At 66.5% G+C, this 22,124-nt stretch carries 22 protein-coding genes; 18 read left to right on the top strand and 4 right to left on the bottom strand.

Translation table 11 applies throughout. The features are described 5' to 3' along the window. Window positions 1-42 precede the first annotated feature (42 nt). The 11 genes from CAFEA_RS08415 to pdxY all read left to right on the top strand — a co-directional run bounded on the left by CAFEA_RS08415 (window position 43) and on the right by pdxY (window position 11,526). Window positions 43-1,881 (top strand): AMP-dependent synthetase/ligase, encoded by a 1,839-nt coding sequence (locus CAFEA_RS08415; protein WP_063938163.1) that lies wholly within the window; start codon window positions 43-45, stop codon window positions 1,879-1,881. Between the two features lie 87 nt (window positions 1,882-1,968). Next, entirely contained in the window at window positions 1,969-2,637 is a 669-nt protein-coding gene (locus tag CAFEA_RS08410; protein ID WP_034998297.1) for a hypothetical protein, read from the top strand. 10 nt (window positions 2,638-2,647) lie between these two features. Further along, complete coding sequence (gene hemW / locus CAFEA_RS08405) at window positions 2,648-3,766, top strand: radical SAM family heme chaperone HemW (RefSeq protein ID WP_063937994.1); 1,119 nt, start codon at window positions 2,648-2,650, stop codon at window positions 3,764-3,766. 9 nt (window positions 3,767-3,775) lie between these two features. Then, a complete protein-coding gene (gene hrcA / locus CAFEA_RS08400; protein WP_034998299.1) occupies window positions 3,776-4,789 on the top strand; it encodes a heat-inducible transcriptional repressor HrcA in 1,014 nt (337 codons plus the stop codon). A gap of 10 nt (window positions 4,790-4,799) precedes the next feature. Then, window positions 4,800-5,933, top strand: a complete 1,134-nt coding sequence (gene dnaJ, locus CAFEA_RS08395) for a molecular chaperone DnaJ (protein ID WP_063937996.1) — start codon at window positions 4,800-4,802, stop codon at window positions 5,931-5,933. Then, window positions 5,930-6,631, top strand: coding sequence for a 16S rRNA (uracil(1498)-N(3))-methyltransferase (locus CAFEA_RS08390; RefSeq protein WP_063937998.1), 702 nt, complete (start codon window positions 5,930-5,932; stop codon window positions 6,629-6,631). The genes dnaJ and CAFEA_RS08390 overlap by 4 nt, the downstream gene beginning before the upstream one ends. An 11-nt stretch (window positions 6,632-6,642) precedes the next feature. Beyond that, window positions 6,643-7,665, top strand: coding sequence for a PhoH family protein (locus CAFEA_RS08385; protein ID WP_063938000.1), 1,023 nt, complete (start codon window positions 6,643-6,645; stop codon window positions 7,663-7,665). Further along, complete coding sequence (ybeY, locus tag CAFEA_RS08380) at window positions 7,662-8,228, top strand: rRNA maturation RNase YbeY (protein ID WP_063938002.1); 567 nt, start codon at window positions 7,662-7,664, stop codon at window positions 8,226-8,228. Before CAFEA_RS08385 ends, ybeY begins: the two co-directional genes overlap by 4 nt. Continuing rightward, window positions 8,225-9,541: a hemolysin family protein gene (locus CAFEA_RS08375; protein WP_063938004.1), complete on the top strand. Its 1,317-nt coding sequence runs from the start codon at window positions 8,225-8,227 to the stop codon at window positions 9,539-9,541. The genes ybeY and CAFEA_RS08375 overlap by 4 nt, the downstream gene beginning before the upstream one ends. A 59-nt stretch (window positions 9,542-9,600) precedes the next feature. Beyond that, the gene (locus tag CAFEA_RS08370; RefSeq protein WP_063938006.1) at window positions 9,601-10,665 is read left to right on the top strand and encodes a 2,3-butanediol dehydrogenase; all 1,065 of its coding nucleotides are present in this window, start codon (window positions 9,601-9,603) and stop codon (window positions 10,663-10,665) included. Window positions 10,666-10,674: 9 nt separating this feature from the next. Beyond that, entirely contained in the window at window positions 10,675-11,526 is an 852-nt protein-coding gene (gene pdxY / locus CAFEA_RS08365; RefSeq protein WP_063938008.1) for a pyridoxal kinase PdxY, read from the top strand. A 59-nt stretch (window positions 11,527-11,585) separates the two neighbouring features. Here the strand turns inward: pdxY and CAFEA_RS08360 are convergent, their stop codons facing one another. Further along, window positions 11,586-12,623 carry an HNH endonuclease signature motif containing protein gene (locus tag CAFEA_RS08360; RefSeq protein ID WP_063938010.1) on the bottom strand — a complete coding sequence of 346 codons (1,038 nt, stop codon included), beginning with the start codon at window positions 12,621-12,623 and terminating at the stop codon, window positions 11,586-11,588. Window positions 12,624-12,762: 139 nt separating this feature from the next. Between CAFEA_RS08360 and era the strand changes: the two genes are divergently transcribed. From era to CAFEA_RS08345, 3 genes are read left to right on the top strand one after another with little or no spacing between them, the layout of a single operon-like run. Beyond that, a complete protein-coding gene (gene era, locus CAFEA_RS08355; protein ID WP_083651413.1) occupies window positions 12,763-13,755 on the top strand; it encodes a GTPase Era in 993 nt (330 codons plus the stop codon). After that, on the top strand, window positions 13,745-14,470 hold the full coding sequence (gene recO / locus CAFEA_RS08350) for a DNA repair protein RecO (RefSeq protein WP_063938012.1): 726 nt from the start codon (window positions 13,745-13,747) through the stop codon (window positions 14,468-14,470). The genes era and recO overlap by 11 nt, the downstream gene beginning before the upstream one ends. 9 nt (window positions 14,471-14,479) lie before the next feature. Further along, on the top strand, window positions 14,480-15,208 hold the full coding sequence (locus CAFEA_RS08345) for an isoprenyl transferase (RefSeq protein ID WP_034998321.1): 729 nt from the start codon (window positions 14,480-14,482) through the stop codon (window positions 15,206-15,208). Here the strand turns inward: CAFEA_RS08345 and CAFEA_RS08340 are convergent, their stop codons facing one another. Together CAFEA_RS08340 and CAFEA_RS08335 are read right to left on the bottom strand one after the other, a co-directional pair. Beyond that, a complete protein-coding gene (locus CAFEA_RS08340) occupies window positions 15,209-15,646 on the bottom strand; it encodes a Fur family transcriptional regulator (RefSeq protein ID WP_063938014.1) in 438 nt (145 codons plus the stop codon). Between the two features lie 15 nt (window positions 15,647-15,661). Then, entirely contained in the window at window positions 15,662-16,144 is a 483-nt protein-coding gene (locus CAFEA_RS08335; protein ID WP_253704986.1) for an ArsR/SmtB family transcription factor, read from the bottom strand. 166 nt (window positions 16,145-16,310) lie between these two features. Between CAFEA_RS08335 and CAFEA_RS08330 the strand changes: the two genes are divergently transcribed. Genes CAFEA_RS08330 through CAFEA_RS08320 form a run of 3 tightly spaced genes read left to right on the top strand, consistent with a single transcriptional unit; the run spans window position 16,311 to window position 18,665 of the window. Continuing rightward, a complete protein-coding gene (locus CAFEA_RS08330) occupies window positions 16,311-17,693 on the top strand; it encodes a glycine--tRNA ligase (RefSeq protein WP_063938016.1) in 1,383 nt (460 codons plus the stop codon). Window positions 17,694-17,703: 10 nt separating this feature from the next. Then, window positions 17,704-18,210 carry a hypothetical protein gene (locus tag CAFEA_RS08325; protein WP_063938018.1) on the top strand — a complete coding sequence of 169 codons (507 nt, stop codon included), beginning with the start codon at window positions 17,704-17,706 and terminating at the stop codon, window positions 18,208-18,210. After that, window positions 18,207-18,665, top strand: coding sequence for a hypothetical protein (locus tag CAFEA_RS08320; protein ID WP_063938020.1), 459 nt, complete (start codon window positions 18,207-18,209; stop codon window positions 18,663-18,665). Before CAFEA_RS08325 ends, CAFEA_RS08320 begins: the two co-directional genes overlap by 4 nt. 161 nt (window positions 18,666-18,826) lie before the next feature. Here the strand turns inward: CAFEA_RS08320 and CAFEA_RS08315 are convergent, their stop codons facing one another. Further along, window positions 18,827-20,845: a TPM domain-containing protein gene (locus tag CAFEA_RS08315; RefSeq protein ID WP_063938022.1), complete on the bottom strand. Its 2,019-nt coding sequence runs from the start codon at window positions 20,843-20,845 to the stop codon at window positions 18,827-18,829. A 20-nt stretch (window positions 20,846-20,865) separates the two neighbouring features. Here CAFEA_RS08315 and CAFEA_RS08310 point away from each other — a divergent pair, with 20 nt between their 5' ends. Further along, complete coding sequence (locus tag CAFEA_RS08310; protein WP_063938024.1) at window positions 20,866-22,119, top strand: deoxyguanosinetriphosphate triphosphohydrolase; 1,254 nt, start codon at window positions 20,866-20,868, stop codon at window positions 22,117-22,119. Window positions 22,120-22,124 lie beyond the last annotated feature (5 nt).

The following is a 22,124-nucleotide window of genomic DNA, read 5'->3' as shown; positions in this document are numbered from 1 at the left end:
TGCCAAAGCTCAGGCCCGCACGCTGGGGTAGTCTTGGGCACCATGCCTTCAAACGCGCACACCACGGAACTTGGATTCACGCTCAAAGACACGGACACGTGCCTCAGCCGGCTGATTCGCACCTGCGAGCAGAGCCCGCACCTGGTGCTGTACTACCGGCCGCGCAACTACGAGTGGGTCTCGGTCACGGCTGCGGAGTTTTTGGAGGAGGTCTACGAGGTTGCCAAGGGGCTCGTCGCCGCCGGGATCCAGCCGGGGGACCGCGTGGCCATTTTGTCGTCGACGCGCTACGAGTGGTCGCTGGTGGACTTCGCCATCTGGGCCGCCGGTGCCGCCTCGGTGCCGATCTACCCGTCGAGTTCGATGCACCAGATCCAGTGGATCCTGGAGGATTCCGGCGCGAAAATCGCGTTCACAGAAACGCGCGACCACACCCAGCTGATGAGCCCGTTTCTGCTGGACGAGACGGGCAAGCCGAAGTTCGCGGACTCCCCATCAAAGCTCGAGCGCATCTACGAGTTCAACGCCGCGGGCGTGGAGACGCTGAAGTTTGAGGGGCGCGACGTCGAGCAATCGCTTATCGACGAACGCGTCGCCGCCACCCGCCACGAAACCCTCGGCTCCATCGTCTACACCTCCGGCACCACCGGCCGGCCGAAGGGCGTGGAGATTTCCCACGGCAACTGGGCGTACCAGTGCTGGGCGCTTCTGGAAAACGAGATCGGCTCGGTGTCTTTCCCCGGCCAGCGCATGGTGACGTTTTTGCCGCTGGCGCACGTGCTGGCGCGCGCGGTGTCGCTGGCGTGGACGATCTCGGGCGCGACGCAGTCGCACTGGTCCGACACCTCAACGCTGACAATGGAGCTGCAGCGCGTGCGCCCGAACCTGGTCGTGGGCGTGCCGCGCGTGTTTGAGAAGGTGCGCGAGGGCGCCTACAACAAGGCCGCCGACGGCTCCGCGATTGGCAAGCGCATGTTCTTGGAGGCCGAGAAGGCCGCCATCGAGTACTCGAAGGCGCTGGACACCGCTGAAGGCCCGTCGCGGCTGCAGAAGGCGAAGCGGGCGGTCTACGACAAGATCGTCTACGGCAAAATCAAGGAGGCCATGGGTGGCTCCGTCTGGTACGGCATCACCGGCGGGTCGGCCATGAGCGCGGATCTATCGCACTTTTTCCGCGGCATGGGCGTGCCGGTCTACGAGGGCTACGGCCTGACCGAAACGTGCGCGGCGGCCTGCGTGAACAACGCCCACGCCAACAAGATCGGCACGGTGGGCCGGCCGGTCAACGGCTACTCGGTGCGCATCAACGACGACGGCGAGATCGAGTTCAAAGGCCCCGGCGTGTTTCACAAATACTGGGGCAACCCGGCCGCCACCGAGGAGACGCTCACGGACGGCTGGTTCAACACCGGCGACCTCGGCGAGGTGGACGACGACGGCTACGTGTCCATCACCGGCCGCAAGAAGGACCTGATCGTCACCGCCGGCGGCAAAAACATCTCGCCCGGCCCGATGGAAGAGATCATCCGCCAGGACCCGCTGATCGCGAACGCGCTGGTGGTCGGCGACGGCAAGCCGTTCGTCGGCGTGCTGGTCACCCTGGACGAGGCAGAGCTCAAGCGCTGGAAGGCCGACCGCAACATCCCGGCGAACAAGAAGGTCTCCGAGCTCGCCCAGGACCCGGCGCTGCGCGCGGAGGTTCAGGACGCGGTGAACCTGGCCAACGCCACCGTCTCGCGCGCCGAGGCGATTAAGAAGTTCCGCATCTTAGACCGCGACCTGTCCGAGCAGCACGACGAGATGACCCCGACGATGAAGGTCAAGCGCAACGTGGTGTTCCAGCGTTTCCAGGACGACATCGACAAGCTGTATCAGCGCTAGTTCGGCGCGCCTTCCTTCCTCCTTTGAGCCTGTGGCATAGCATGCCAATTTGTCACTTCCCACAGGCGTTTCCAAGGAGGGCTTGCGATGCACAAGACTGCCGCCGTGCTGCGGCACCGCGAGCTCACGCAGGAGATTTACAACATCGGCGACGAGGTGGCGGAGTACACCGAGCACCTCGCTGAGGCCATCGCCGATTACGACGGCGAGCTCACCGAAGACTGCCTCGCCGAGTTCGTGGAGATCGTCGACGATGCGCGCCAGGACGCCCGCCGCGTGGTGGCGGAGCTGATCGGTTTGCGCCAGGCGCTGACCTCGGGCCGCGCCGCCGGCCACCTGTCCGCAGGTGCGAAACCGGAGGAGCGCATTCCGGAGCCCGAGCTTCTCGACGCCTCCGGTTTGAACGACCTCTTCCCCCTGAAAGCCCCGTTCTCGGTGCAGACCATGCAGGACGCGCTGACCGGCCGCACTGACTTGGTGGTGCAGCACTTAGGCGAGATCGTGTCCTACTGCCTGGAGCAGACCGACATGGTCGCCCGCGAGCTCGGCGTGGTGTCGCTGCCGCAGATGTACGCCCGTGTCGGCGAGATCGTCGAGGAGGCCGTGGTGGGCTGGGTGGAGACCGTCTGCCTGGACCACCCGGCGTTCGTGCGCACCATGCGCGGGTCCAACCCGCCGGAGTTTTTGGAGGAGCGCGCCCGCATCGACCGGATCGTGGCCAAGGTCGCCGCCAAGCGTTCCCGCCGCGGCGCCTAGCCTTAAGGCCATGGATTCATTCGGCGTTTACGTCCACGTCCCGTTTTGCGCCACGCGCTGCGGGTACTGCGACTTCAACACCTACACCCCAACTGAGGTGGATTCCTCCCACGCCCAGTACTTAGATGCCCTGGAGCGCGAGCTCGAGCTCGCCGCCGCGCGCGGCCTGCCCCAAGCCGACACCGTGTTCATCGGCGGCGGCACCCCGAGCTTGCTCGGCGCCGACGGGCTCGGGCGCATCCTCACCGCCATCCGCAACACGTTCGGACTCACAGCAAACGCGGAGGTGACCACCGAGTCCAACCCGGAATCCACCAGCCCCGGCTACTTCGCGGGACTGCTGGACGCCGGCTTCACCCGCGTCTCCCTGGGCATGCAGTCCGCCTCTACGCCGGTGCTGCGCGTGCTGGACCGCCAGCACACCCCGGGCCGCGCCGTCGCCGCTGCCCGCGAGGCCCGCGACGCCGGTTTCGCGCACGTGAACCTGGACATGATCTACGGCACGCCCACCGAAACCGACGACGACGTCCGCCGCACTCTCGACGCCATCCTGGCCACGGACGTCGACCACGTCAGCGCGTATTCGCTCATCGTCGAAGACGGCACCGCCATGGCCCGCAAGATCCGCCGCGGTGAGCTGCCCGCGCCTAAGGAGGACGTCTACGCGGACCGCTACGAGATCATCGCCGACACGCTCGCCGCCCACGACTATGACTGGTACGAGGTCTCCAACTGGGCGAAGCCGGGCGGGCAGTGTCGCCACAACCTCATCTACTGGCGCAACCAGCAGTGGTGGGGCGCGGGCCCGGGCGCGCACAGCTTCATCGGCGCCGAGCGTTTCTTCAACGTCAAACGCCCCGAAACGTATGCGCAGTTGCTTGCCAGCGCCACGCTGCCCATCCAGGACCGCGAGGCCATCACCGACGAAGAGGCCCACACCGAGGCAGTCATGCTCGGCCTGCGGCTGAAGGAAGGTATCCCGGCAGCTTGGGTCGGGGCGGGGGCACGGGAGGTCGTCGATAGGCATGTGCGCGCGGGGCTGCTGGAGCAAAGCGACAGGCTGCGGCTGACAGATGGCGGCCGGCTGCTTGCAGACGGCATCATCACCGATATCCTGGCAGCCGAGTAAGGAGGCGTTATGGGTACTGCGGACCAGCGGCGCCAAGCGGTGCTGCGCGCGATCGTGGCGGACTACATTGCCAGCCAGGAGCCGGTGGGGTCGAAATCCCTGGTGGAGCGTCACAAGATGGGGGTATCGTCCGCAACGGTGCGCAACGACATGGCGGTGCTGGAGCAGCAGGGCTACATCTCGCAGACCCACGCCTCGTCGGGCCGCATCCCCACCGAGGCCGGCTACCGCGCGTTCGTGGACGCGCTGCACGACGTCAAGCCGTTGAGCGCCGCCGAGCGCCACGCCATTTTGGACTTTTTGGAAAACGGCGTGGATTTGGAGGACGTGCTGCGCCGCTCTGTGCAGCTGCTCGCACAGCTGACCAACCAGGCGGCGGTGGTGCAGCTGCCCACGCTGACCGTCTCGCGCGTGAAGCACTGCGAGGTGGTGGAGCTCACTCCGACGCGGCTGCTGCTCGTGCTGATCACCGACGCGGGGCGTGTGGACCAGCGCAACGTGGAGCTTTCGGCGCCGATCGGGCCGGAGGGAGTGCGGCTGCTGCGCGACCTGCTCAACGAGGCCCTAGTGGGCCAAACCATGCGCGACGCCTCCGAGGCGCTTTCTCGCTTATCGACGAAAGCTCCGCCCCACCTCGCCGACCCCACCTCACGCGCCGCAGAAGTGCTGATCACCACGCTGGTGGACGCGGCGCCGGACCGGCTGATCATTGCGGGCTCGTCGAACTTGGTCGTGCCGTCGGGAGGCTTGCAGGGCGTGATTGATGCGCTTGAGCAGCAGGTGGTGGTGCTGAAGCTACTGGCCGGCGCACAAGAGCTCGAGCGGGTGAGCGTGCGCATCGGGCGCGAAAACGAGGACGAGGAATTTTCACACGCCTCGATTGTTACAACAGCGTACGGCTCGGGCGACGAAGCACTCGGCGGCCTCGGGGTAGTGGGTCCGACCCACATGGACTACCCCGGTACCATGCAAAAGGTTGCCACCGTGGCCCGCTACATCAGCCGCATCTTGCGGGGCGAATAGAAGGGAAGATATGGCTCGCGATTACTACGGCATCCTCGGCGTGGACCAGGAAGCCACCGAGCAGGAGATTAAAAAGGCGTACCGCAAACTGGCGCGCAAGTACCACCCGGACGTCAACCCGTCCGAGGAGGCGGCCGAGAAGTTCGCGGAGATCGCGGCCGCCCAGGAGGTGCTGCTGGATCCGCAGAAGCGCGCGATCGTGGACCGCGGCGGCGACCCGATGGAGGCCGGCGGCGGCATGGGTGGCGCTGCCGGTTTCGGCGGCGGGGGACTCGGCGACATCTTCGAGGCGTTCTTCGGCGGCGGCGGTGCCCGCCAGCCCCGCTCGCGCGTGCAGCCGGGCAACGACGCGCTGCTGCGCACCGCCATCACGCTCGAAGAAGCCTTCGCGGGTGTGAAGAAGGACGTCACCGTGGACACCGCCGTGCTGTGCGAGAAGTGCCACGGCACCGGCTCCAAAACCGAGGCGAAGCCGGTGCCCTGCGGCACCTGCGGCGGCGCGGGCCAGGTCCAGGAGATGCAGCAGTCGTTCTTGGGCAACGTCATGACCACCCGCGAGTGCCCCACCTGCCACGGCTACGGCGAAGTGATCAAGGACCCGTGCACCCAGTGCGCCGGCGACGGCCGCGTGCGCACCACCCGCGACCTGACGGTGAACATTCCCGCCGGCATCAACTCCGGCATGCGCATCCGCATGGCGGACCAAGGCGAGGTCGGCCACGGCGGCGGCCCCGCCGGCGACCTCTACGTGGAGGTGCAGGTCAAACCGCACCCGGTGTTCGTGCGCGAGAACAACGACCTGCACGTGCGTCTGACCGTGCCGATGTACGACGCAGCGCTCGGCACTGAGCTGACCGTGGACAACCTCTCCGGTAAGCAGACCACGATCGACGTGCCCGGCGGCACCCAGCCCGGCGACACGATCCACCTGCCCGGCGAGGGCATGCCGAGGCTGCGCGCCGAGGGCGCCGGCGACATGATCGCCCACGTCCAGGTCACCGTGCCCACCGCCCTGACCAACGACGAGCGCGCCGCCTTGACCGACCTGCGCGACGGCCACCCGGACAACCCGGAGGTCCACGTCGAGTCCGTCGAGCACGGCGAGGGCTTCTTCTCCCGCATGCGTGACCGCTTCCGCCGATGAGCCTGCCGTATTTCCTCACCGAGGACCCGGCCGCCGGGGTACTCACTGGTAAAGAGGCCAAGCACGCCCACGTCAAGCGCATTGCACCCGGCGAGCACATCATGCTTATCGACGGCCAAGGGACCACCGCCGTCACCCGCGTCACGTCGGTGGGGCCTGGTCGGGTTGACGGAGTCGTCGAAAAGCAGCAGTTCGTGCCGCAACCCACGCCGCGCGTGACGGTGGTGCAGGCGGTGCCCAAAGGCGAGCGCGCGGAGCTGGCCGTGGACCTGGCTGTGCAGGCCGGGGCCGACCGGATCGTGCCGTGGATTTCGCACCGCACCATCGCGCGGTGGCCGGCGAACAAGCAGGCCAAGCAGGTGGAGAAGTGGCGCGCGCAGGCTTTGGCCAGCGCGAAGCAGGCGCGCCGGGCGTGGGTGCCGGAGGTGCGCGACCCGGTGACCACGAACCAGCTGGCAGATCTCGTCCGTGACGCGGAACTCGCGTTGGTTTTGCACGAGGACGCCACCGACTCAATCCGCGACGTCGAATTCGGCGAAGACGTGTGGCTGATCGTCGGGCCCGAAGGCGGTATCGGCGAGGACGAACTGGAGGTCCTCGGCGCGCGCCCGGTCAGGCTCGGGCCCGAGGTGCTGCGCACCGCCTCGGCGGCGTTTGCGGGGCTTTGCGCCATCGGGGCGTTGACCTCCCGCTGGTAGGGTTGGCCCCCATGGAAGAAATGGTGACGCGCAAGGTCGAACTCGACTCGGCGTACGCACAGTCCGTCCTGGGGATCAACGACGACAACCTGCGGGTTCTAGAGGACCAGCTCGGGGTGGGTTTCCATGCCCGCGGCACCGAGCTGACCGTCAAGGGGCACGCGGAGCAGGCGGCGCACGCGCTGCGCGTCGTCGAGGAGCTTGAGTCCATGGCGCGCCGCGGCGTCCCGCTGGGGGTGGACACCGTGATCCAGGCGGTGCGCATCATGGAGGCCGAGGCGCCCGGGTCCGTGACCGACATCCTCGGCGAGGAGATCATCTCGCGCCGCGGCAAGGTCATCCGCCCGAAGACGGCCGGCCAGCGCGCCTACGTCGACGCGATCGACGACAACACCATCACCTTCGGCATCGGGCCTGCCGGCTCCGGCAAGACCTACCTCGCGGTGGCGAAGTCGGTCCAGGCGCTGCAGAACAAAGAGGTCAAACGCATCATTTTGACCCGCCCGGCGGTGGAGGCGGGCGAGAAGCTCGGCTTTTTGCCCGGCACGCTTTCGGACAAGATCGACCCGTACCTGCGCCCGTTGTACGACTCGCTGCGCGACATGATGGACCCGGAGGCCATTCCGAAGCTCATCGAGGCCGGCATCATCGAGGTCGCGCCCCTGGCCTACATGCGCGGGCGTACGCTCTCGGACGCGTTTGTCATCCTGGATGAGGCGCAGAACACGACCGGCGCGCAGATGAAGATGTTCCTCACCCGCCTCGGCTTCGGCTCGAAGATGGTGGTCACGGGTGATACGTCCCAGGTGGATTTGCCGCGCGGCACCGTCTCGGGCTTGCGGGTGGCGCGGCGCATCCTCGCGGACATCGACGACATTTCGTTCCAGGAGCTCGGCGCCGGCGACGTGGTGCGCCACCACCTGATTTCGCGCATTGTCGCAGCGTACGACCGCCACGACGCGCAGAACGCCCTGCGCTACGAGAAGCGCCAGCAGGCGATCGAGGCCGAGCGGGAAGCGGAGGCGAACCAGTGAGCATTGAAGTGCTAAATGAGTCCGGCGAGGCGGAGGTCAATGAGCAAATGCTTATCGACGTCGCGTCGTTCGCCATGCGCTCCATGGACGTCCACCCCGAAACCGAGGCCACCATCACGCTCGTGGACGAAGCCACGATGGCAGATCTGCACGTGCGCTGGATGGACCTGGAGGGCCCCACGGACGTGATGAGCTTTCCCATGGATGAGCTGACCCCCGGCGGCGGCCGCCCCGACGCGGACATGCCGGGACCGGCGATGCTCGGCGACATCATCCTGTGCCCGGCCTACGACCGCAAGCAGGCGGAGATGGCCGGCCACGACCTGGCGCACGAGATGGCGCTGCTCACCGTCCACGGCGTGCTGCACCTTTTGGGCTACGACCACATCGAGCCGAAAGACGAGCGCGAGATGTTCGCCCTGCAAAACGAGATCTTGGCGGACTGGTACGACGACCTGAAACGCCGCGGCGTGGAGTACCAGCCGAAGCCGACCGGCGCGCACGCCTTCCCGTCGGCCGCGGACCGCGACGAGCTGGATAAGTTGATGAAGGGCGCCGAGTGACGCTGACCTTCGTCTACGCGGCCATCACCATCGCCGCGCTGTTGCTGTCCGGCCTGCTCGGCTCGATCGAATCGGCGCTGGCGCCGATCTCGCGCGCCCGCGTCGAGGGCATGGTCAAAGACGACACCCCGGGCGCCGAGGCGCTTCTGCGGGTGGTGGACCACCGCGCGAACCACGTCAACACGCTCGTCCTGGTGAAAACGGTCCTGGATGTCCTCGCGTCCGTCACCGGTGCGATGCTTGCCATGGACCTGCTCGACTCCGATGGGTGGGCGATCGCGGTGGCGGTGGTCGTCGTCACGCTGCTGCAATTTTCCATCGTCGGGGTGTTCGCGCGCACCGCGGGCAAGCGCAACCCCTACACCATTTCGCTGAAAGCGGCCCAGGGTCTGGGGGTGTTCCAGGCGGTGCTCGGGCCCGTCGCAAAGCTGTTGATCTGGGTTGGCAACCTGTTCCACCCCGGCGAGGACTTCCGCGACGGGCCGTACGCCACCGAGGTCGAGCTGCGCGAGATGGTCGAGGTCGCCCAGGAAAAGGGCGTGGTGGAAACCACCGAGGGCCGCATGATCCAAAACATCTTCGACCTCGCGTCCAGCTACGCGCGCCAGGTCATGGTGCCGCGCCCGGAGATGGTGTGGATCGAGGGCGAGAAAACCGCCCGCCAGGCCACCGCGCTCATGGTGCGCTCGGGGCATTCGCGCGTGCCGGTGATCGGGGAGAGCGTCGACGAGATCGTCGGCGTGGCGTACCTGAAGGACATGTTCGACGACCGCGGCACCCCGCTCGACCCCGCCACCGAAATCACCGAGTTCATGCGCGAGCCGCTGTTCCTCCCGGATTCGAAGCCGCTGGACGTGCTGCTCAAAGAGATGCAGCAGTCGAACACGCACATCGCGATACTTATCGACGAATACGGCACCGTCGCAGGTCTTCTCACCATGGAGGACCTGCTGGAAGAAATCGTCGGCGAAATCACCGACGAATACGACGAGGACGAGGAAGCCCCGGTGACCGAGGTGGAGCCGCGCCTGTTCCGCGTCCAGGCGCGCCTGCCGTTGGACGACCTGGTGGACTACCTTGCCGACAACCTGGATTACGAGCTGGAATACCCCGAGGACGTCACCGACAACGTCGACACGGTGGCGGGGCTGTTGTCGTATGAGCTGGGGCGCGTGCCGTTGCCGGGCGCCTCCATTCTCCGCGCCGGGGTGCGCTACACCGCCGAGGGCGGCCGCGACCGCCGCGGCCGGGTGAAGACCCGCACCGTGCTGGTCTCCGTGGCCGAGCCCACAGAGCCGTTGCCCAGCGATTAGTCCTACGTTTCGGTAGAATTGTGCACGTAAGCAGGTTGTTCTACCGAGAGGAGCTTCACATGCGCGCTGTGCGTTACTACGGCCAGAAGGACATCCGCGTCGAGGAGATCGACGCACCGGAGGCAGGCAAGGGCGAGGTGCTCATCGACGTCGCCTGGTGCGGCATCTGTGGCACCGACCTCCACGAGTACCTGGAGGGCCCGATCTTCTGCCCGAAGCCGGGCCACCCGCACCCGATCACCGGCGAGGAGCCGCCGGTCACGCTCGGCCACGAGTTCTCCGGTGTCGTCGCCGCGCTGGGCGAGGGCGTGGACGATCTTGAGGTCGGCCAGCACGTCGTCGTCGAGCCGTACGTGCTTCCGGACGATGTCGACCCGAAGGAGCCGGGCCCGTACAACCTCCACCCGGACGTGAACTTCATCGGCCTTGCCGGTGGTGGTGGCGGCCTGTCCGAGAAGGTCGCGGTGCAGCGCCGCTGGGTCCACCCGATCAACAACGACGTGCCGCTGGACGAGGCCGCGCTCATCGAGCCGCTGTCCGTCGGCCACCACGCATTCGTCGCCTCCGAGGCCGGCGAGGGCGACGTGGTCCTCATCGGCGGTGCTGGCCCGATTGGCGTGCTCACGGCTGCCGTCGCTAAGGCGTACGGCTGCACCGTGATCGTCTCCGAGCTTTCCGAGCTGCGCCGCCAGAAGGCCCTCGACGCCGGTGTCGCCGACCACGCCATCGACCCGTCCAAGCAGGACCTCAAGGAAGAGGTGCAGAAGATCACCGACGGCAAGGGCGTCGACGCTGCCTTCGAGTGCACCTCCGTCAACGTCGTGCTTGACCAGCTCGTCGATTGCTTGAAGCTCAAGGGCACCCTGGTCGTCGAGTCCATCTGGTCCAAGAAGGCCGAGCTGGACATCCACGCCGTGGTGATGAAGGAGCTGACCATCCGCGGCATCATCGGCTACGCCCACGACCACGAGCAGACCATCAAGCTCGTCGAGGAGGGCAAGGTCGACCTCAAGCCGTTCATCACCGGCAAGATCGGCTTCGACGGTGTCGTTGACGAGGGCTTCGACACCCTGATCAACCGCAACGAGACCGCCGTGAAGATCCTGGTGTCGCCGGAGCTCTAAAATGCTCGTATGAGCAACATTCTCTCCATCCAGTCCGCTGTCGCGTATGGCCATGTCGGCAACTCGGCAGCGGTCTTTCCTTTGCAGCGCATCGGCCACGAGGTGTGGCCGGTGTACACGGTGAACTACTCCAACCACACCGGCTACGGCGCGTGGGGCGGGCCTATCATCCCTGCCGACGACGTCGCCGCGGTGCTCGCAGGCGTCAAGGACCGGGGCGCATTCCCGCTTATCGACGGCATCCTCACCGGCTACCAGGCATCCCCCGAAATCGCCGACGTGATCGTGGGCACCGTGCGCGACATCAAGGCGGAGAACCCCGACGCCATCTACACTTGCGACCCGGTGATGGGCTCGGCGACGTCCGGCTGCTTCGTCGCCGACACGATCCCGCCGTTGTTCCGCTCCACGATCGTGCCGGCGGCGGACATCATCACCCCGAACCAGTTTGAGCTGGGGTATTTGACCGAGCGCGACGTCACCGACCTCGACTCCACCCTGGCCGCCGTCGACGCCGCCCGCGAGATGGGCCCGTCCACCGTGCTGGTCACGTCGGTTAAGCGCCCGGAGACGCCCGAGGACGCGGTGGAGATGATCGCCGTCGACGACCACGGTAAGTGGATCGTGCGCACCCCGCGCCTGCCGTTCAAGCGCAACGGCTCCGGCGACGTCACTGCCGCGCTGTTCACCGGCCACTACCTCCGCGGCCGCGACGCGAAGGACTCGCTGGCCAAGACGGCGTCTTCGGTCTACGACCTGCTGCGCGTGACCCTCGAGGCCGACTCGCCGGAGCTCAAGCTGGTGGAGGCGCAGGACTTCTACGCCAACCCGCAGCTCCAATTCGAGGTCGAGGCCCTCTAGCTGTTTTTGGGCATGCCTGTATGCCCGCCCTTTCGGGGCGGGTTTTCGGTGTGTGGTGGTTAGTCGAAGAGCAGCTCCATCGCGCCTGGGGTGGTCATGGGGACTTTGGTGCCGTTGGGGGCGACCCAGTGGATGCGGGCGTTGGGGTTGTCGATGTAGCCGAACGGGCCGTGCCGGTTGTCGGCGTTGACCCCGTTGTGGAAGGGGCAGAGTTCGGCGAGGTTGTCCATGTTGGTCATCCCGCCGTAGCGCCATGCGTTGATGTGGTGTGTTTGGGTGGTTTCGGCGGAGTGTTTGCAGTCGGGAAATGCACAGGCCGGGCAGAGCAGCTTCGACATGGTCTTTTGTTTGGGGTTGGCGCAGCGCTTTGCGTGGTAGAGGTTGACCGGTCCTTCTTGGGGGTGGAACGCGGCGACTTCTAACACGTCGCCGAATTCGTGCGCCATGTATTCGGCCCCTGTCATGGTGGTGCCGTCGGTGCAGATCAGGGTGACTTCGTCTGCGTGGCCGGATTGGATGCGGGCCCAGTCGGCGATCGGCACCAGGATGATCGGCCGGAAATTCGCCTTCGGTATGCCTTTGCCGTCGCGCAGGATCCCGATAAGCGTGTGGGCCATTTGGGCGGCGGCTGGGGCGTCGGCGTCGATGAGTTTGCGCAGCAGGTGCTCAAGATCGGCCAGGTCGCGCTCGTTGTAGGTCAGGATCATGGTGCGCATGCCCGCCTTGGAGCGGCTAAACCTGCACGAGGGTGGGGCTGGTTTGACGGGTTGTTTGATCAGCCGCTTGATGCGCTTGGTTAAGGCCCGATACGAGCCGCGGTGGCGCACCAGGTCTAAGCGGATGCGCCAGCGTTCCGCGGCCCCTTCGACGGCGAGCAGTTCTTTCTCGATGTGGATGAGTTGGTCGACCGGTAAGCCCTCGGCGGCGGCTAAAGCGTCGCGTTGTTTGCGGGTGAACTGGGTCGGCCCAAAGTAGGTGTGGTGCACCCGGGCCAGGTCGCGTACCCGGCCGGTGGACAGGCCGGCGGCCATAGCGGTGTCGCGGTCGAAGTCGGCGAGTACACGCACGCCTGCGGTGACAAAGTCGGTGAAGTTCATGGCCCAGAAGCTATGGCGGCCACACAACCCGAACAAGACCCAAATCAAAATCTGTGGATAAGCACCGCCAAAAGCCGCCGCTACAACACGGTTGTCCACAGCTAAACCAATCAGGGCTTGACAGGTAGAATCCCAGGCCATGAACGACTTCCCCGATTTCCCGGACGATCTGCCCGCAGACGCCAGCGCGAACGATGTCGAGCGCGCCGACGCCGGCGGCTTCACTGACACCCCGGAGGGCTTCAGGTCGGGGTTCGTCAGCTTTGTGGGCCGCCCGAACACCGGCAAGTCCACGCTGACCAACGCGATGGTGGGGGAGAAGATCGCGATTATGGCGGATCAGCCGGAAACCACCCGCCACCCCATCCGCGGCGTGATCAACCGCGACGACGCGCAGGTCATCGTCGTGGACACCCCGGGCATTCACCGCCCGCGCACGCTGCTGGGCGAGCGTCTCAACGACGTGGTCAAGGACACCTTCGCCGACGTGGACGTCATCGGGTTTACGGTGCCTGCGGACGAGAAGATCGGCCCCGGCGACCGCTACATTCTGGAGCAGATCCGGGAGACGAAGCCGAACACGCCGATCGTGGGCATCGTGACCAAGCTGGACAAAACCACCAAGGACACAGTCGGCGAGCGCCTGCTGGAGCTGCACGAGCTGTTGGGCCCAGACGCGGATTTGGTGCCGGTCTCGGCTACGGAGCAGGTGCAGATCGACGTGCTGCTCGACGTGCTCGTCGGCCAGTTGCCGGAGGGCCCGCGCTTCTACCCGGAAGACCACACCACGGACGAGGACATGGAAACGCGCATCGCGGAGCTGATCCGCGAGGAGGCGCTGCAGGGGCTTCGCGACGAACTGCCGCACTCCGTCGCCGTCCAAATCGACGAGATGCACCCGGACCCGGACAACCCGCAGCGCACCATGATCTACGCTGTGCTCTACCTGGAGCGCCCGGGCCAAAAACGCATCATCGAAGGCCCGGACGGGCGGCGCCTCAGCGGCATCGTGCACCGCGCCCGCAAGCAGATCATCGAGCTGACCGGGCGAAACGTCTACCTGGACGTGCGCGTGAAGGTGCTGAAGAACTGGCAGCAGGACCCGAAGGCGCTGGGCCGGCTTGGCTTCTAGAGCTCCGCGCCCGAATTGGCGCGACCGCGCGTTTGTGGTGCGCACCTACGATTTTGGGGAGGCGGACCGGGTGGTGGTCCTGCTCACCAAGAACCACGGGCTTGTCCGCGGGGTGGCGAAGGGGGTGCGCAAGGCGAAGAGCCGCTTCGGGTCGCGGCTGCAGCCGTTCGTGGAGGTCGATGCGCTGATCTACCCGGGCCGAGGCCTCTCGACGATCGCATCCGCCGACACCGTCACCTACTTCGGTGCCCGCATCATCGACGACTTCGACCGTTACGCCGCCGCCTGCGCGGTGATGGAGACAGCGGAAAAGCTCAGCTTCGACGAGGCCGACCCCACCCTGTTCGCCCTGGTCCAGGAGGCGCTGAAAAACCTGCAGACGGACCAGCACCCGACGATGGTCCTCGACGCGTTCATCCTGAAAGCCACCGAGCACGCCGGCTGGGGGTTAAGCCTGTTCGACTGCGCGAACTGCGGCGCGCCCGGCCCGCACAAAGCGTTCAACGCCAGCCAAGGCGGGGCGGTGTGCAACAACTGCCGCCCGCCGGGCTCCATGGATGTGCATCCTGAAACGTTGCACGAGATGTGGTTGATGGAGCGGGGTGGCAGCGTGCCGTCGATACGCGTGGCGCAGATTCACCGCGCAACGGTGGCGCACTTGCAATTCAACCTTGAAGCCGGGTTGAAAAGCTTCAAGATTATGGAGCAGGCATAATTGGCACCCATGGGCGCACCGAGAATTGACAAGAAGTTCATCCCGAAGCACATCGCGCTGGTGATGGACGGCAACGGCCGCTGGGCGCAAAAGCGCGGCCTGAAGCGCACCGAGGGGCACAAGGTGGGCGAGGAGAAGCTCATGGACGCCGTCGACGCGTGCATTGAGCTCGGCGGCGTCGAATGGCTTTCGGCGTACGCGTTTTCCACCGAGAATTGGAAGCGCTCGCCTTCTGAGGTGCACTTTCTCATGAACTTCACGCGCGAGGTGCTGCGCCGCCAGCGCGACGAGCTGCACGCCAAAAACGTGCGCGTGGTGTGGTGCGGGCGCCGCCCGAAGCTGTGGGGCAGCGTCATCGAGGAACTCGAGGTCGCCGAGGAGCTGACCAAAAACAACACCGGCCTCACGCTTGCCATGTGCGTCAATTACGGCGGGCGCGCGGAGATCACAGATGCGGTGCAAAAGCTTATCGACGCTCACGTGTCCACCGTCGACGAAAAAACCATCGCCCGTTACCTGTACCGCGCGGACATGCCGGACGTGGACCTGTTTCTGCGCCCGTCGGGCGAGCAGCGCACATCGAACTTCCTGCTCTGGCAGTCCGCGTATGCGGAGATGGTGTACCAGGACGTGCTGTTTCCGGACTTCACCAAGGAAGACCTGTGGGACGCGGTGCTTGAGTACGCGAAGCGCGACCGCCGTTTTGGTGGTGCGGTGGACAAGTTCGCGGATAAGTAGTTAGCGTTTGGCCTGGCAGGCGCGGCACATGCCGTAGATTTCGGCGTCGTGGCCGACCAGCTCGTAGCCGTAGTGCGCGGCGATGACCTCGGCCCACTTCTCCACGGGCCCGCCTTCGATTTCCTCGCTGCGGCCGCACTCGGCGCACATCAGGTGGTGATGGTGGTGGCCGGTGAGGCAATCGCGGTAGAGGGTTTCGCCGTCGGGGGACTGCAGCACGTCCACGGCTTTGACCTCGGCGAGTGATTGCAGTGTGCGGTAGACGGTGGTGAGGCCGACGGACGCGCCGTCGGCAAGCAGTTGCTCATGAATGGTTTTCGCGGACGCGAACTTGTCCAGCCCCCGCAGCGTCTCCACGACGGCGGCGCGCTGGCGCGTCATACGCGGGCCCAGCTTGGGCACGGGGCGCGATTGCGCTCGGCGGTTCGTTTGCGTCATACGGTTGCAGTCTACCTAGTCGCGCACAGGCTTTGGCGTCTGCGGGGCAAGGCCAGGATCCGTTTCGGGGCGCACAGCGGCAGGCGGGTCGACGATCGCCGCGCTGCTGGAGCCGCTGGCATGGCCGGTGTCGCGGTTGCGCTTGCGTTTGCGCAGTTCGGCCAGCTCGTCCTGGGCCTCGGTGAGTGTCTCCAACGACGCCAACTCATGGATGATGCAGATGATGTCCGGCTGGTTCAGCGCGTAGAGCACCTCGCGGCCCTTGCGCGACGAGGACACCAACCCGGCCGAACGCAGCACCCGCAAATGCTGTGAAATCAGCGGCTGCGACTTCTCCAACTCGGCGACCAGCTGGTGGACCACCATCTCTTCCTCGGCCAACAGCAGCAGAATCTCTAGCCGGGTCTTCGAATCCAACACCTTCACCAGCGCAGCGGTGCGGTCCAAATCCTCGTCCGCAAGCTTTGGAAAGTCTGTCAACGGGAAGCGTTCGCTCACGACGTCCCCTTTCCTCAGTGCCAATGCGCTATCTATTTCATCAGAATACAAGACAGTCTTAACGGAGTGGGACTTATGTCCAAACTGGGCGGGTGACCGGAGGCGTCGTAAGGCGGGCTATGCTGTTGACCGTAATTTGCACGCACTTTCCCACCAGGAGATGTTGATGCCCGCATCAAAGATTGAAACCGTCGTTAACCTGTGCAAGCGTCGCGGACTGGTGTACCCAGCAGGCGAAATCTACGGCGGAACCCGCTCCGCGTGGGACTACGGCCCGCTCGGCGTGGAACTGAAAGAAAACCTCAAGCGCCAGTGGTGGAAGCACATGGTGCAATCCCGCCGCGACACCGTCGGCGTTGACACCTCCGTCATCCTGCCCACGCGCGTGTGGGAAGCCTCCGGCCACGTCGAAGTGTTCACCGACCCGCTCGTTGAGTCGCTGCACACCCACAAGCGCTACCGCGCCGACCACCTCCTGGAAGCCTACGAGGAAAAGCACGGCCACCCGCCGGCAAACGGCCTGGCAGACATCAACGACCCGGAAACCGGCCAGCCCGGCAACTGGACCGAGCCGAAGGCGTTCTCCGGTCTGATGAAGACCTACCTGGGCCCGGTGGACGACAAAGAAGGCCTGCACTACCTGCGCCCGGAGACCGCGCAGGGCATCTTCGTCAACTTCAAAAACGTCATGACGTCCTCGCGCCTGAAGCCGCCGTTCGGCATCGCGAACACCGGCAAGAGCTTCCGCAACGAGATCACCCCGGGCAACTTCATCTTCCGCACCCGCGAGTTCGAGCAGATGGAGATGGAATTCTTCGTCAAACCCGGCGAGGACGAAAAGTGGCACGAGTACTGGATTGACAACCGCTACAACTGGTACGTCGACCTGGGCGTCAACCCGGACAACCTGCGCCTTTACGAGCACCCGGAAGAAAAGCTCAGCCACTACTCCAAGCGCACCGTGGACATCGAGTACGCCTTCGGCTTCTCCGGCTCCAAGTGGGGCGAGCTCGAGGGTGTGGCTAACCGCACCGACTACGACCTGCGCACCCACGCCGAGGCCTCCGGCGAGGACTTGAGCTACTTCGACCAGGAGTCGGGCGAGCGCTGGATTCCGTACTGCATCGAGCCGGCCGCCGGTCTCGGCCGCGCCATGATGGCCTTCCTCATCGACGCCTACGACGAGGAAGAGGCCCCCAACGCCAAGGGCGGCACCGACACCCGCGTCGTGCTGCGTCTGGACCGCCGTCTTGCGCCGGTGAAGGTGGCGGTGCTGCCGCTGTCGAAGAAGCCGGAGCTGTCCGGCCCGGCCGAGGAGCTCGCCGCGAAGCTGCGCCAGCACTGGAACGTCGACTACGACATCTCCGGTGCGATCGGCCGCCGTTACCGTCGTCAGGATGAGACGGGCACCCCGTTCTGCGTCACCTACGACTTTGACACCCTGGATGACCAGGCTGTTACCGTGCGCGAGCGAGACACGATGGAGCAGGAGCGCGTGCCGCTGGCGGAGCTGGAGTCTTACCTGGCCGCCCGCCTGATCGGCTGCTAGATTCTCGCTCATGCATTATGTGAGCTGGGACCGCTCGAACCGGGACGCGCCGAAGCTTTTGGCGGAGGACGGCCCGGACGTCCTCGGCGTGTTCGAGCACGACCGCGCGATTGTGTGCGGCCAGAGCTGGGATCTGACGGCGCACGCCGAGTCGGGCGCGCTGGCCACGTGCGGCGGTGAGGAGATCGTGCGCACCTCCGACAGTTTGAAGCGCGCGAAGCGCATCGACGCGGTCGTGGGCGGCACCCCGTACGCGCTGATCCCGGAGACGTCCAAGAACTGGGTGGTCGAGGGGCCGGACGGCGAGAAGGTCGCGCAGTTCACCCAGGATCACAACGGGGTGCGCAAGGCCATCCTCGAGTTCGAGGGGGAGACGCAGTTGCCGCCCGTGCACGTTGCGGGCCTGGCGTGGCTGACGCGCAGCGTGCTGGAGGCGCGCAAGGTGGCCAATTCCACCGCGTTGATTGCCACGCTGGTGTTTTTGTCGCTGTTTGTTGTGGTGGTGGCGGTGCTGTGATTTGGCGGGGAGCTTCGCTTATCGACGACCAAAGGTCCATCGCCCATTCCACCCCCGACACGATCACGGTGGGCGAGACCGTTTTGCGCGTCACGTCCGATAATCCGGTGAAGTTCCGCGCCTTCGACGTTGCGGCCAACGAGGAGTACCTGCTGCGCAAAGCCGGGTTCACGGTGTCGCGCTACGCCGCGGATTGCGCCGGCCGCCGCTACACCTTAAACCGCTCCGGCTTTGACCTGCTGTCGGGCGCGGTCACCCCGAAGCGCGAGATCCGTGACGGCGCCGGTGAGCTCATCGCCGTGACCCGGGGCTTCCCGTTCGGCGAGTTGGGCGTCGACGTGGCGGAGCCGACCCTTCGCGCCGACGGGTTCGAGGAGATCCAGCTGGTGGACCTCGCCTTCATGACTTGGGCGCTGACCTTCGTCGACGCGCCGGCGCGCCGCACGCGCTACTGAGCCTCGCACGGCGCGCCGCTGCGGACCCGCTGTCCATTCCCGCAAACCCTGAGTAAGCCCTCCAGAGTATGCCCGTTTTTGGGCCATACTCTGGCTTTGTCTCTCTGGGTTTGTCGGGTGGGGCGGGGGAGCGGTGCTGAAGCAGGCGGCGCTGGGGCCGCCTAGAAGGTGCCGCCGCGGTTGGAGGGACGCCCGCCGGAGAATCCGCCGCCGCCTCCGAAACCACCGCCGCCGCCAAAGCCACCGCCGCCGCCGAAGCCGCCGGAGAGCATCGAGCCCCACAGCACGGCGCTGGCCAACGAGTCCGCGGTCTGGCGGTTGCGCTGGGCGCGATAGCGGCGCAGGTCGTCGTTCGCGGCGGCCTCGGCGCGGCGCGCGGTGTCGGTGGCGGCGCGTGCGGCGTCGATGCCCGTGCGGGTGTCGCGCACGCGCAGCTGGTGGGCCTGCGCGTACTGGCGCTTCGCCTCCGCGAGTAGGGTGCGCGCGTGCGAGCCGATGATGCGCCCGCGCGAGAGGATCAGGTCTTCGGCGCGCTGGATTTGGGCGCCGGCGACTTGCATTTGCTGGTCGAAAAGCTGCAGCGCGCGGGACTGGTCGCCGGCGATGCCCTTGGCGCGGTCCAACGCTGCGTCGATGTCGGCGTCCATGCTGGTCAGCTCCTGGTATAGGGCCAGCGGGTCGGTCTCGTCGCGGTCGCCGATTTCGCCCAGCATGCGTTGGGCCTTGGAGGAGACGGTGTCGAGCGAAGCGACGTCGATAGGCGCACCCTGCGCACGCGCACCCTTGACCTGCTCGATCTCGCGCAACTCGCCGCGGATCTCGGAGATCAGCGCGGGCAGGTTGGCCTTGGCGGCGCGGATGTTGTCCTCGGCGTGCTCGATGGCGGCGAGGTTGGTGTCGGAGACGTTGACGGCGCGGGTCGCGGCGGCCAGCGTGTCCAGCAGTGCGCCCTGGCGCCCGGCTGGCTTGTCTGCAAGCGTGCGCGCTTCGCCGAGGGCCTTTTCCGCCTCGTTCAGCGACGCTTCGGCCAGATCCACGTTGTCCACGATGGACTCCAGTATCTGCGCCGGGTATTCGCCCTGAAGCTGCGCCAGCGTCGCTCGCGCGGGCTCCAGGCGCGCCCGGATGTCCACGGTGCGCGCGAGGACCTTCTCCACCTCTTCGGGCGCGCGCATGAGCACGCCGCGCATCTCGTTGAACTCGGTGGTCTTGTCGCGCAGGGCCTGTTCTGCGCGGCCGGACGAGGAGATGATGTCCACCAGCATTGCGCGTTTTTCGGGTTCGGTTTCCGGGATGGCGTCGTAAAGTTTCTGGTGCGTTGCGAACGCGCGCTGCAGGGTGGTGGTGGCCTCGTTCATCGCGGAGGTGAACGGGCGCACGCGGTCCGCGCCGAACTCGGCGGTGGCAAGCTCGAGCTCCTGCTTGCCCTGGGTGATGGAGTCGTCGGCGGAAACCAGCGCGTCGCGCGCGACCTCCTCCAGCGTCGGCGTGGGCAGGCGCCCCAGCGAGTCGGTGTCCGCCGGGTCCAGCGCCTTCGCGGACTCGATCTGCTTGGCCTGCTGCTTCTTCGAGCCCTTGCGCGTCGCCGCGTACACGCCGCCGCCCGCGAGCGCCGCGACACCCAGGCCACCTGCGAGCCAGCCAGCGCCCCCGCCTCCGCCATCGCCTGACGACGATCCTCCGCCCGCCACCGCATTCACCGCATTCAACGCCGCAGAAGACCAGTTCATCTGCGACAGCTGCGCGTGCGCGGCGCCGTTCATGCGGTCGATCTCGGACTGCGTCCACTCCTCGCCGCCGCCGACGTTGTACAAGCGCTCATCGGGCGAGATCGCCAGCACGGCGGTATTGGAGCCGTTGGCCGCCACGGCCTTGTCCACCCACTCCCGCGGGGTGTACTGCCCGAACGAGCGCAAAAACACTACGCGCACGGACTTGCCCTGGGTTTGGCTCACCTGCTGGATCGCCGCCTCGATCTCGGAGAGCTCGGCAGGCGAGAGCACAGCGGCGTCGTCGGTCACCGGTTGCGTGAGCCGGCCTGGCTCGAGCGACGCCTTGGTGGCGGTGGCCTGGGCTACCAGTTGGGCGGGCGGAGCTTCCGTCGCAAAGCTGAGTGCGGGTGCGGTGGCGACAAAAAGGCCACCGGACACGGCGAGGATGCGCAAGTAACGGCTAGTCATGCCGACTAGGGTAGCGCGACGTGTACGTTTACAACGCCGCCGATACGCTGCGCCGCGCCGACGAGGCGCCGAAGGGCGCGCAACTCGCCCCGGATTCGCGCGGGGATTTCGCCCGCGACCGCGCTCGCGTGCTGCATTCCGCGGCGCTGCGGCGCCTGGCGGACAAAACACAGGTGGTCGGCCCCCGCGATGGCGACACCCCGCGCACACGCCTGACGCACTCGCTGGAGGTCGCGCAGATCTCGCGCGGCATCGGCGAAGGCATGGGCTTAAGCCCCGACCTGTGCGAGATGGCGGGGCTGACCCACGACATCGGGCACCCGCCGTACGGCCACAACGGCGAGGTCGCGCTCAACGAGGTCGCGCCGTGCGGCTTCGAGGGCAACGCGCAGACGTTGCGGATCCTTGCGCGCCTGGAGCCCAAAGTGCTTATCGACGGCACGTCATTGGGCCTCAACCTCACCCGCGCATCGTTAGACGCGGCCGTGAAATATCCGGTCACCCGCACGAACGCGGACGGTTCTGTGAACCGCAAGTACTCGGCCTACGACGAGGACGCGTCGGTGCTGGAGTGGGTGCGCGAGGGGCACGTCGATGGGGCGCCGCCGATGGAGGCGCAAGTGATGGACTTTTCCGACGACATCGCCTACTCCGTCCACGACGTCGAGGACGGCATCGTCTCCGGGCGCGTGTCGCTGCGCGTGCTGTGGGACTTCGTGGAGCTGGCAGCTTTGGCCGAGAAGGGCGCGGCGGCGTTCGGCGGGGATGCGGACTCGCTTGTCGACGCCGCCGACCGCCTGCGCTCCCTACCCGCCATCGCCGCCGCCAGCGAGTTCGACTACTCCCTCGGCGCGTGGACGGGGTTGAAGTCGTTGACGTCGCAGCTGGTGGGCCGCTACGTCGGCGCCGTCACGCGTGCCACGCTTGGCGGCAACGACGGAATCACCCTGGGCCGCCAGCACGGGCGCCTCGTGGTCCCGCCGGACGTGGAGGCGGAGGTCCGCCTGCTCAAGACAGTCGCGGTGCTCTACGTCATGGACCAGCCGTCGCACCAGGCGCGCCAGGACCGGCAGCGCGACCGCATCTACCGCGTCCACGAGTACCTGCGCGCCGGCGCGCCGGGCACCCTGGACACGATGTTCCAGGCGTGGTTCAACGCCGCCGAGACGGACCTGGAGCGCGAGCGGGTGATCGTGGACCAGATCGCGTCCATGACCGAGTCGCGCCTGGAGCGCACCGCGAAGAAGGCCGCCGCCTTCGAGGGGTACTTCTAGGACGG

The sequence above is a fragment of the Corynebacterium afermentans subsp. afermentans genome (assembly GCF_030408355.1).
Classification (GTDB): domain Bacteria; phylum Actinomycetota; class Actinomycetes; order Mycobacteriales; family Mycobacteriaceae; genus Corynebacterium; species Corynebacterium afermentans.
The sequence above is the reverse complement of the archived record's forward strand: the minus strand, read 5'-3'. Positions and strand labels throughout refer to the sequence as shown.

Coding starts and splice junctions, on each gene's coding strand:
- CAFEA_RS08390 (WP_063937998.1), top strand. CDS start 5,930: ATGAGCCTGCCGTATTTCCTCACCGAGGACCCGGCCGCCGGGGTACTC.
- CAFEA_RS08360 (WP_063938010.1), bottom strand. CDS start 12,623: ATGAACTTCACCGACTTTGTCACCGCAGGCGTGCGTGTACTCGCCGAC.
- CAFEA_RS08415 (WP_063938163.1), top strand. CDS start 43: ATGCCTTCAAACGCGCACACCACGGAACTTGGATTCACGCTCAAAGAC.
- CAFEA_RS08345 (WP_034998321.1), top strand. CDS start 14,480: ATGGGCGCACCGAGAATTGACAAGAAGTTCATCCCGAAGCACATCGCG.
- dnaJ (WP_063937996.1), top strand. CDS start 4,800: ATGGCTCGCGATTACTACGGCATCCTCGGCGTGGACCAGGAAGCCACC.
- era (WP_083651413.1), top strand. CDS start 12,763: ATGAACGACTTCCCCGATTTCCCGGACGATCTGCCCGCAGACGCCAGC.
- CAFEA_RS08340 (WP_063938014.1), bottom strand. CDS start 15,646: ATGACGCAAACGAACCGCCGAGCGCAATCGCGCCCCGTGCCCAAGCTG.
- CAFEA_RS08330 (WP_063938016.1), top strand. CDS start 16,311: ATGCCCGCATCAAAGATTGAAACCGTCGTTAACCTGTGCAAGCGTCGC.
- hemW (WP_063937994.1), top strand. CDS start 2,648: ATGGATTCATTCGGCGTTTACGTCCACGTCCCGTTTTGCGCCACGCGC.
- CAFEA_RS08385 (WP_063938000.1), top strand. CDS start 6,643: ATGGAAGAAATGGTGACGCGCAAGGTCGAACTCGACTCGGCGTACGCA.
- CAFEA_RS08370 (WP_063938006.1), top strand. CDS start 9,601: ATGCGCGCTGTGCGTTACTACGGCCAGAAGGACATCCGCGTCGAGGAG.
- pdxY (WP_063938008.1), top strand. CDS start 10,675: ATGAGCAACATTCTCTCCATCCAGTCCGCTGTCGCGTATGGCCATGTC.
- CAFEA_RS08325 (WP_063938018.1), top strand. CDS start 17,704: ATGCATTATGTGAGCTGGGACCGCTCGAACCGGGACGCGCCGAAGCTT.
- hrcA (WP_034998299.1), top strand. CDS start 3,776: ATGGGTACTGCGGACCAGCGGCGCCAAGCGGTGCTGCGCGCGATCGTG.
- CAFEA_RS08315 (WP_063938022.1), bottom strand. CDS start 20,845: ATGACTAGCCGTTACTTGCGCATCCTCGCCGTGTCCGGTGGCCTTTTT.
- CAFEA_RS08410 (WP_034998297.1), top strand. CDS start 1,969: ATGCACAAGACTGCCGCCGTGCTGCGGCACCGCGAGCTCACGCAGGAG.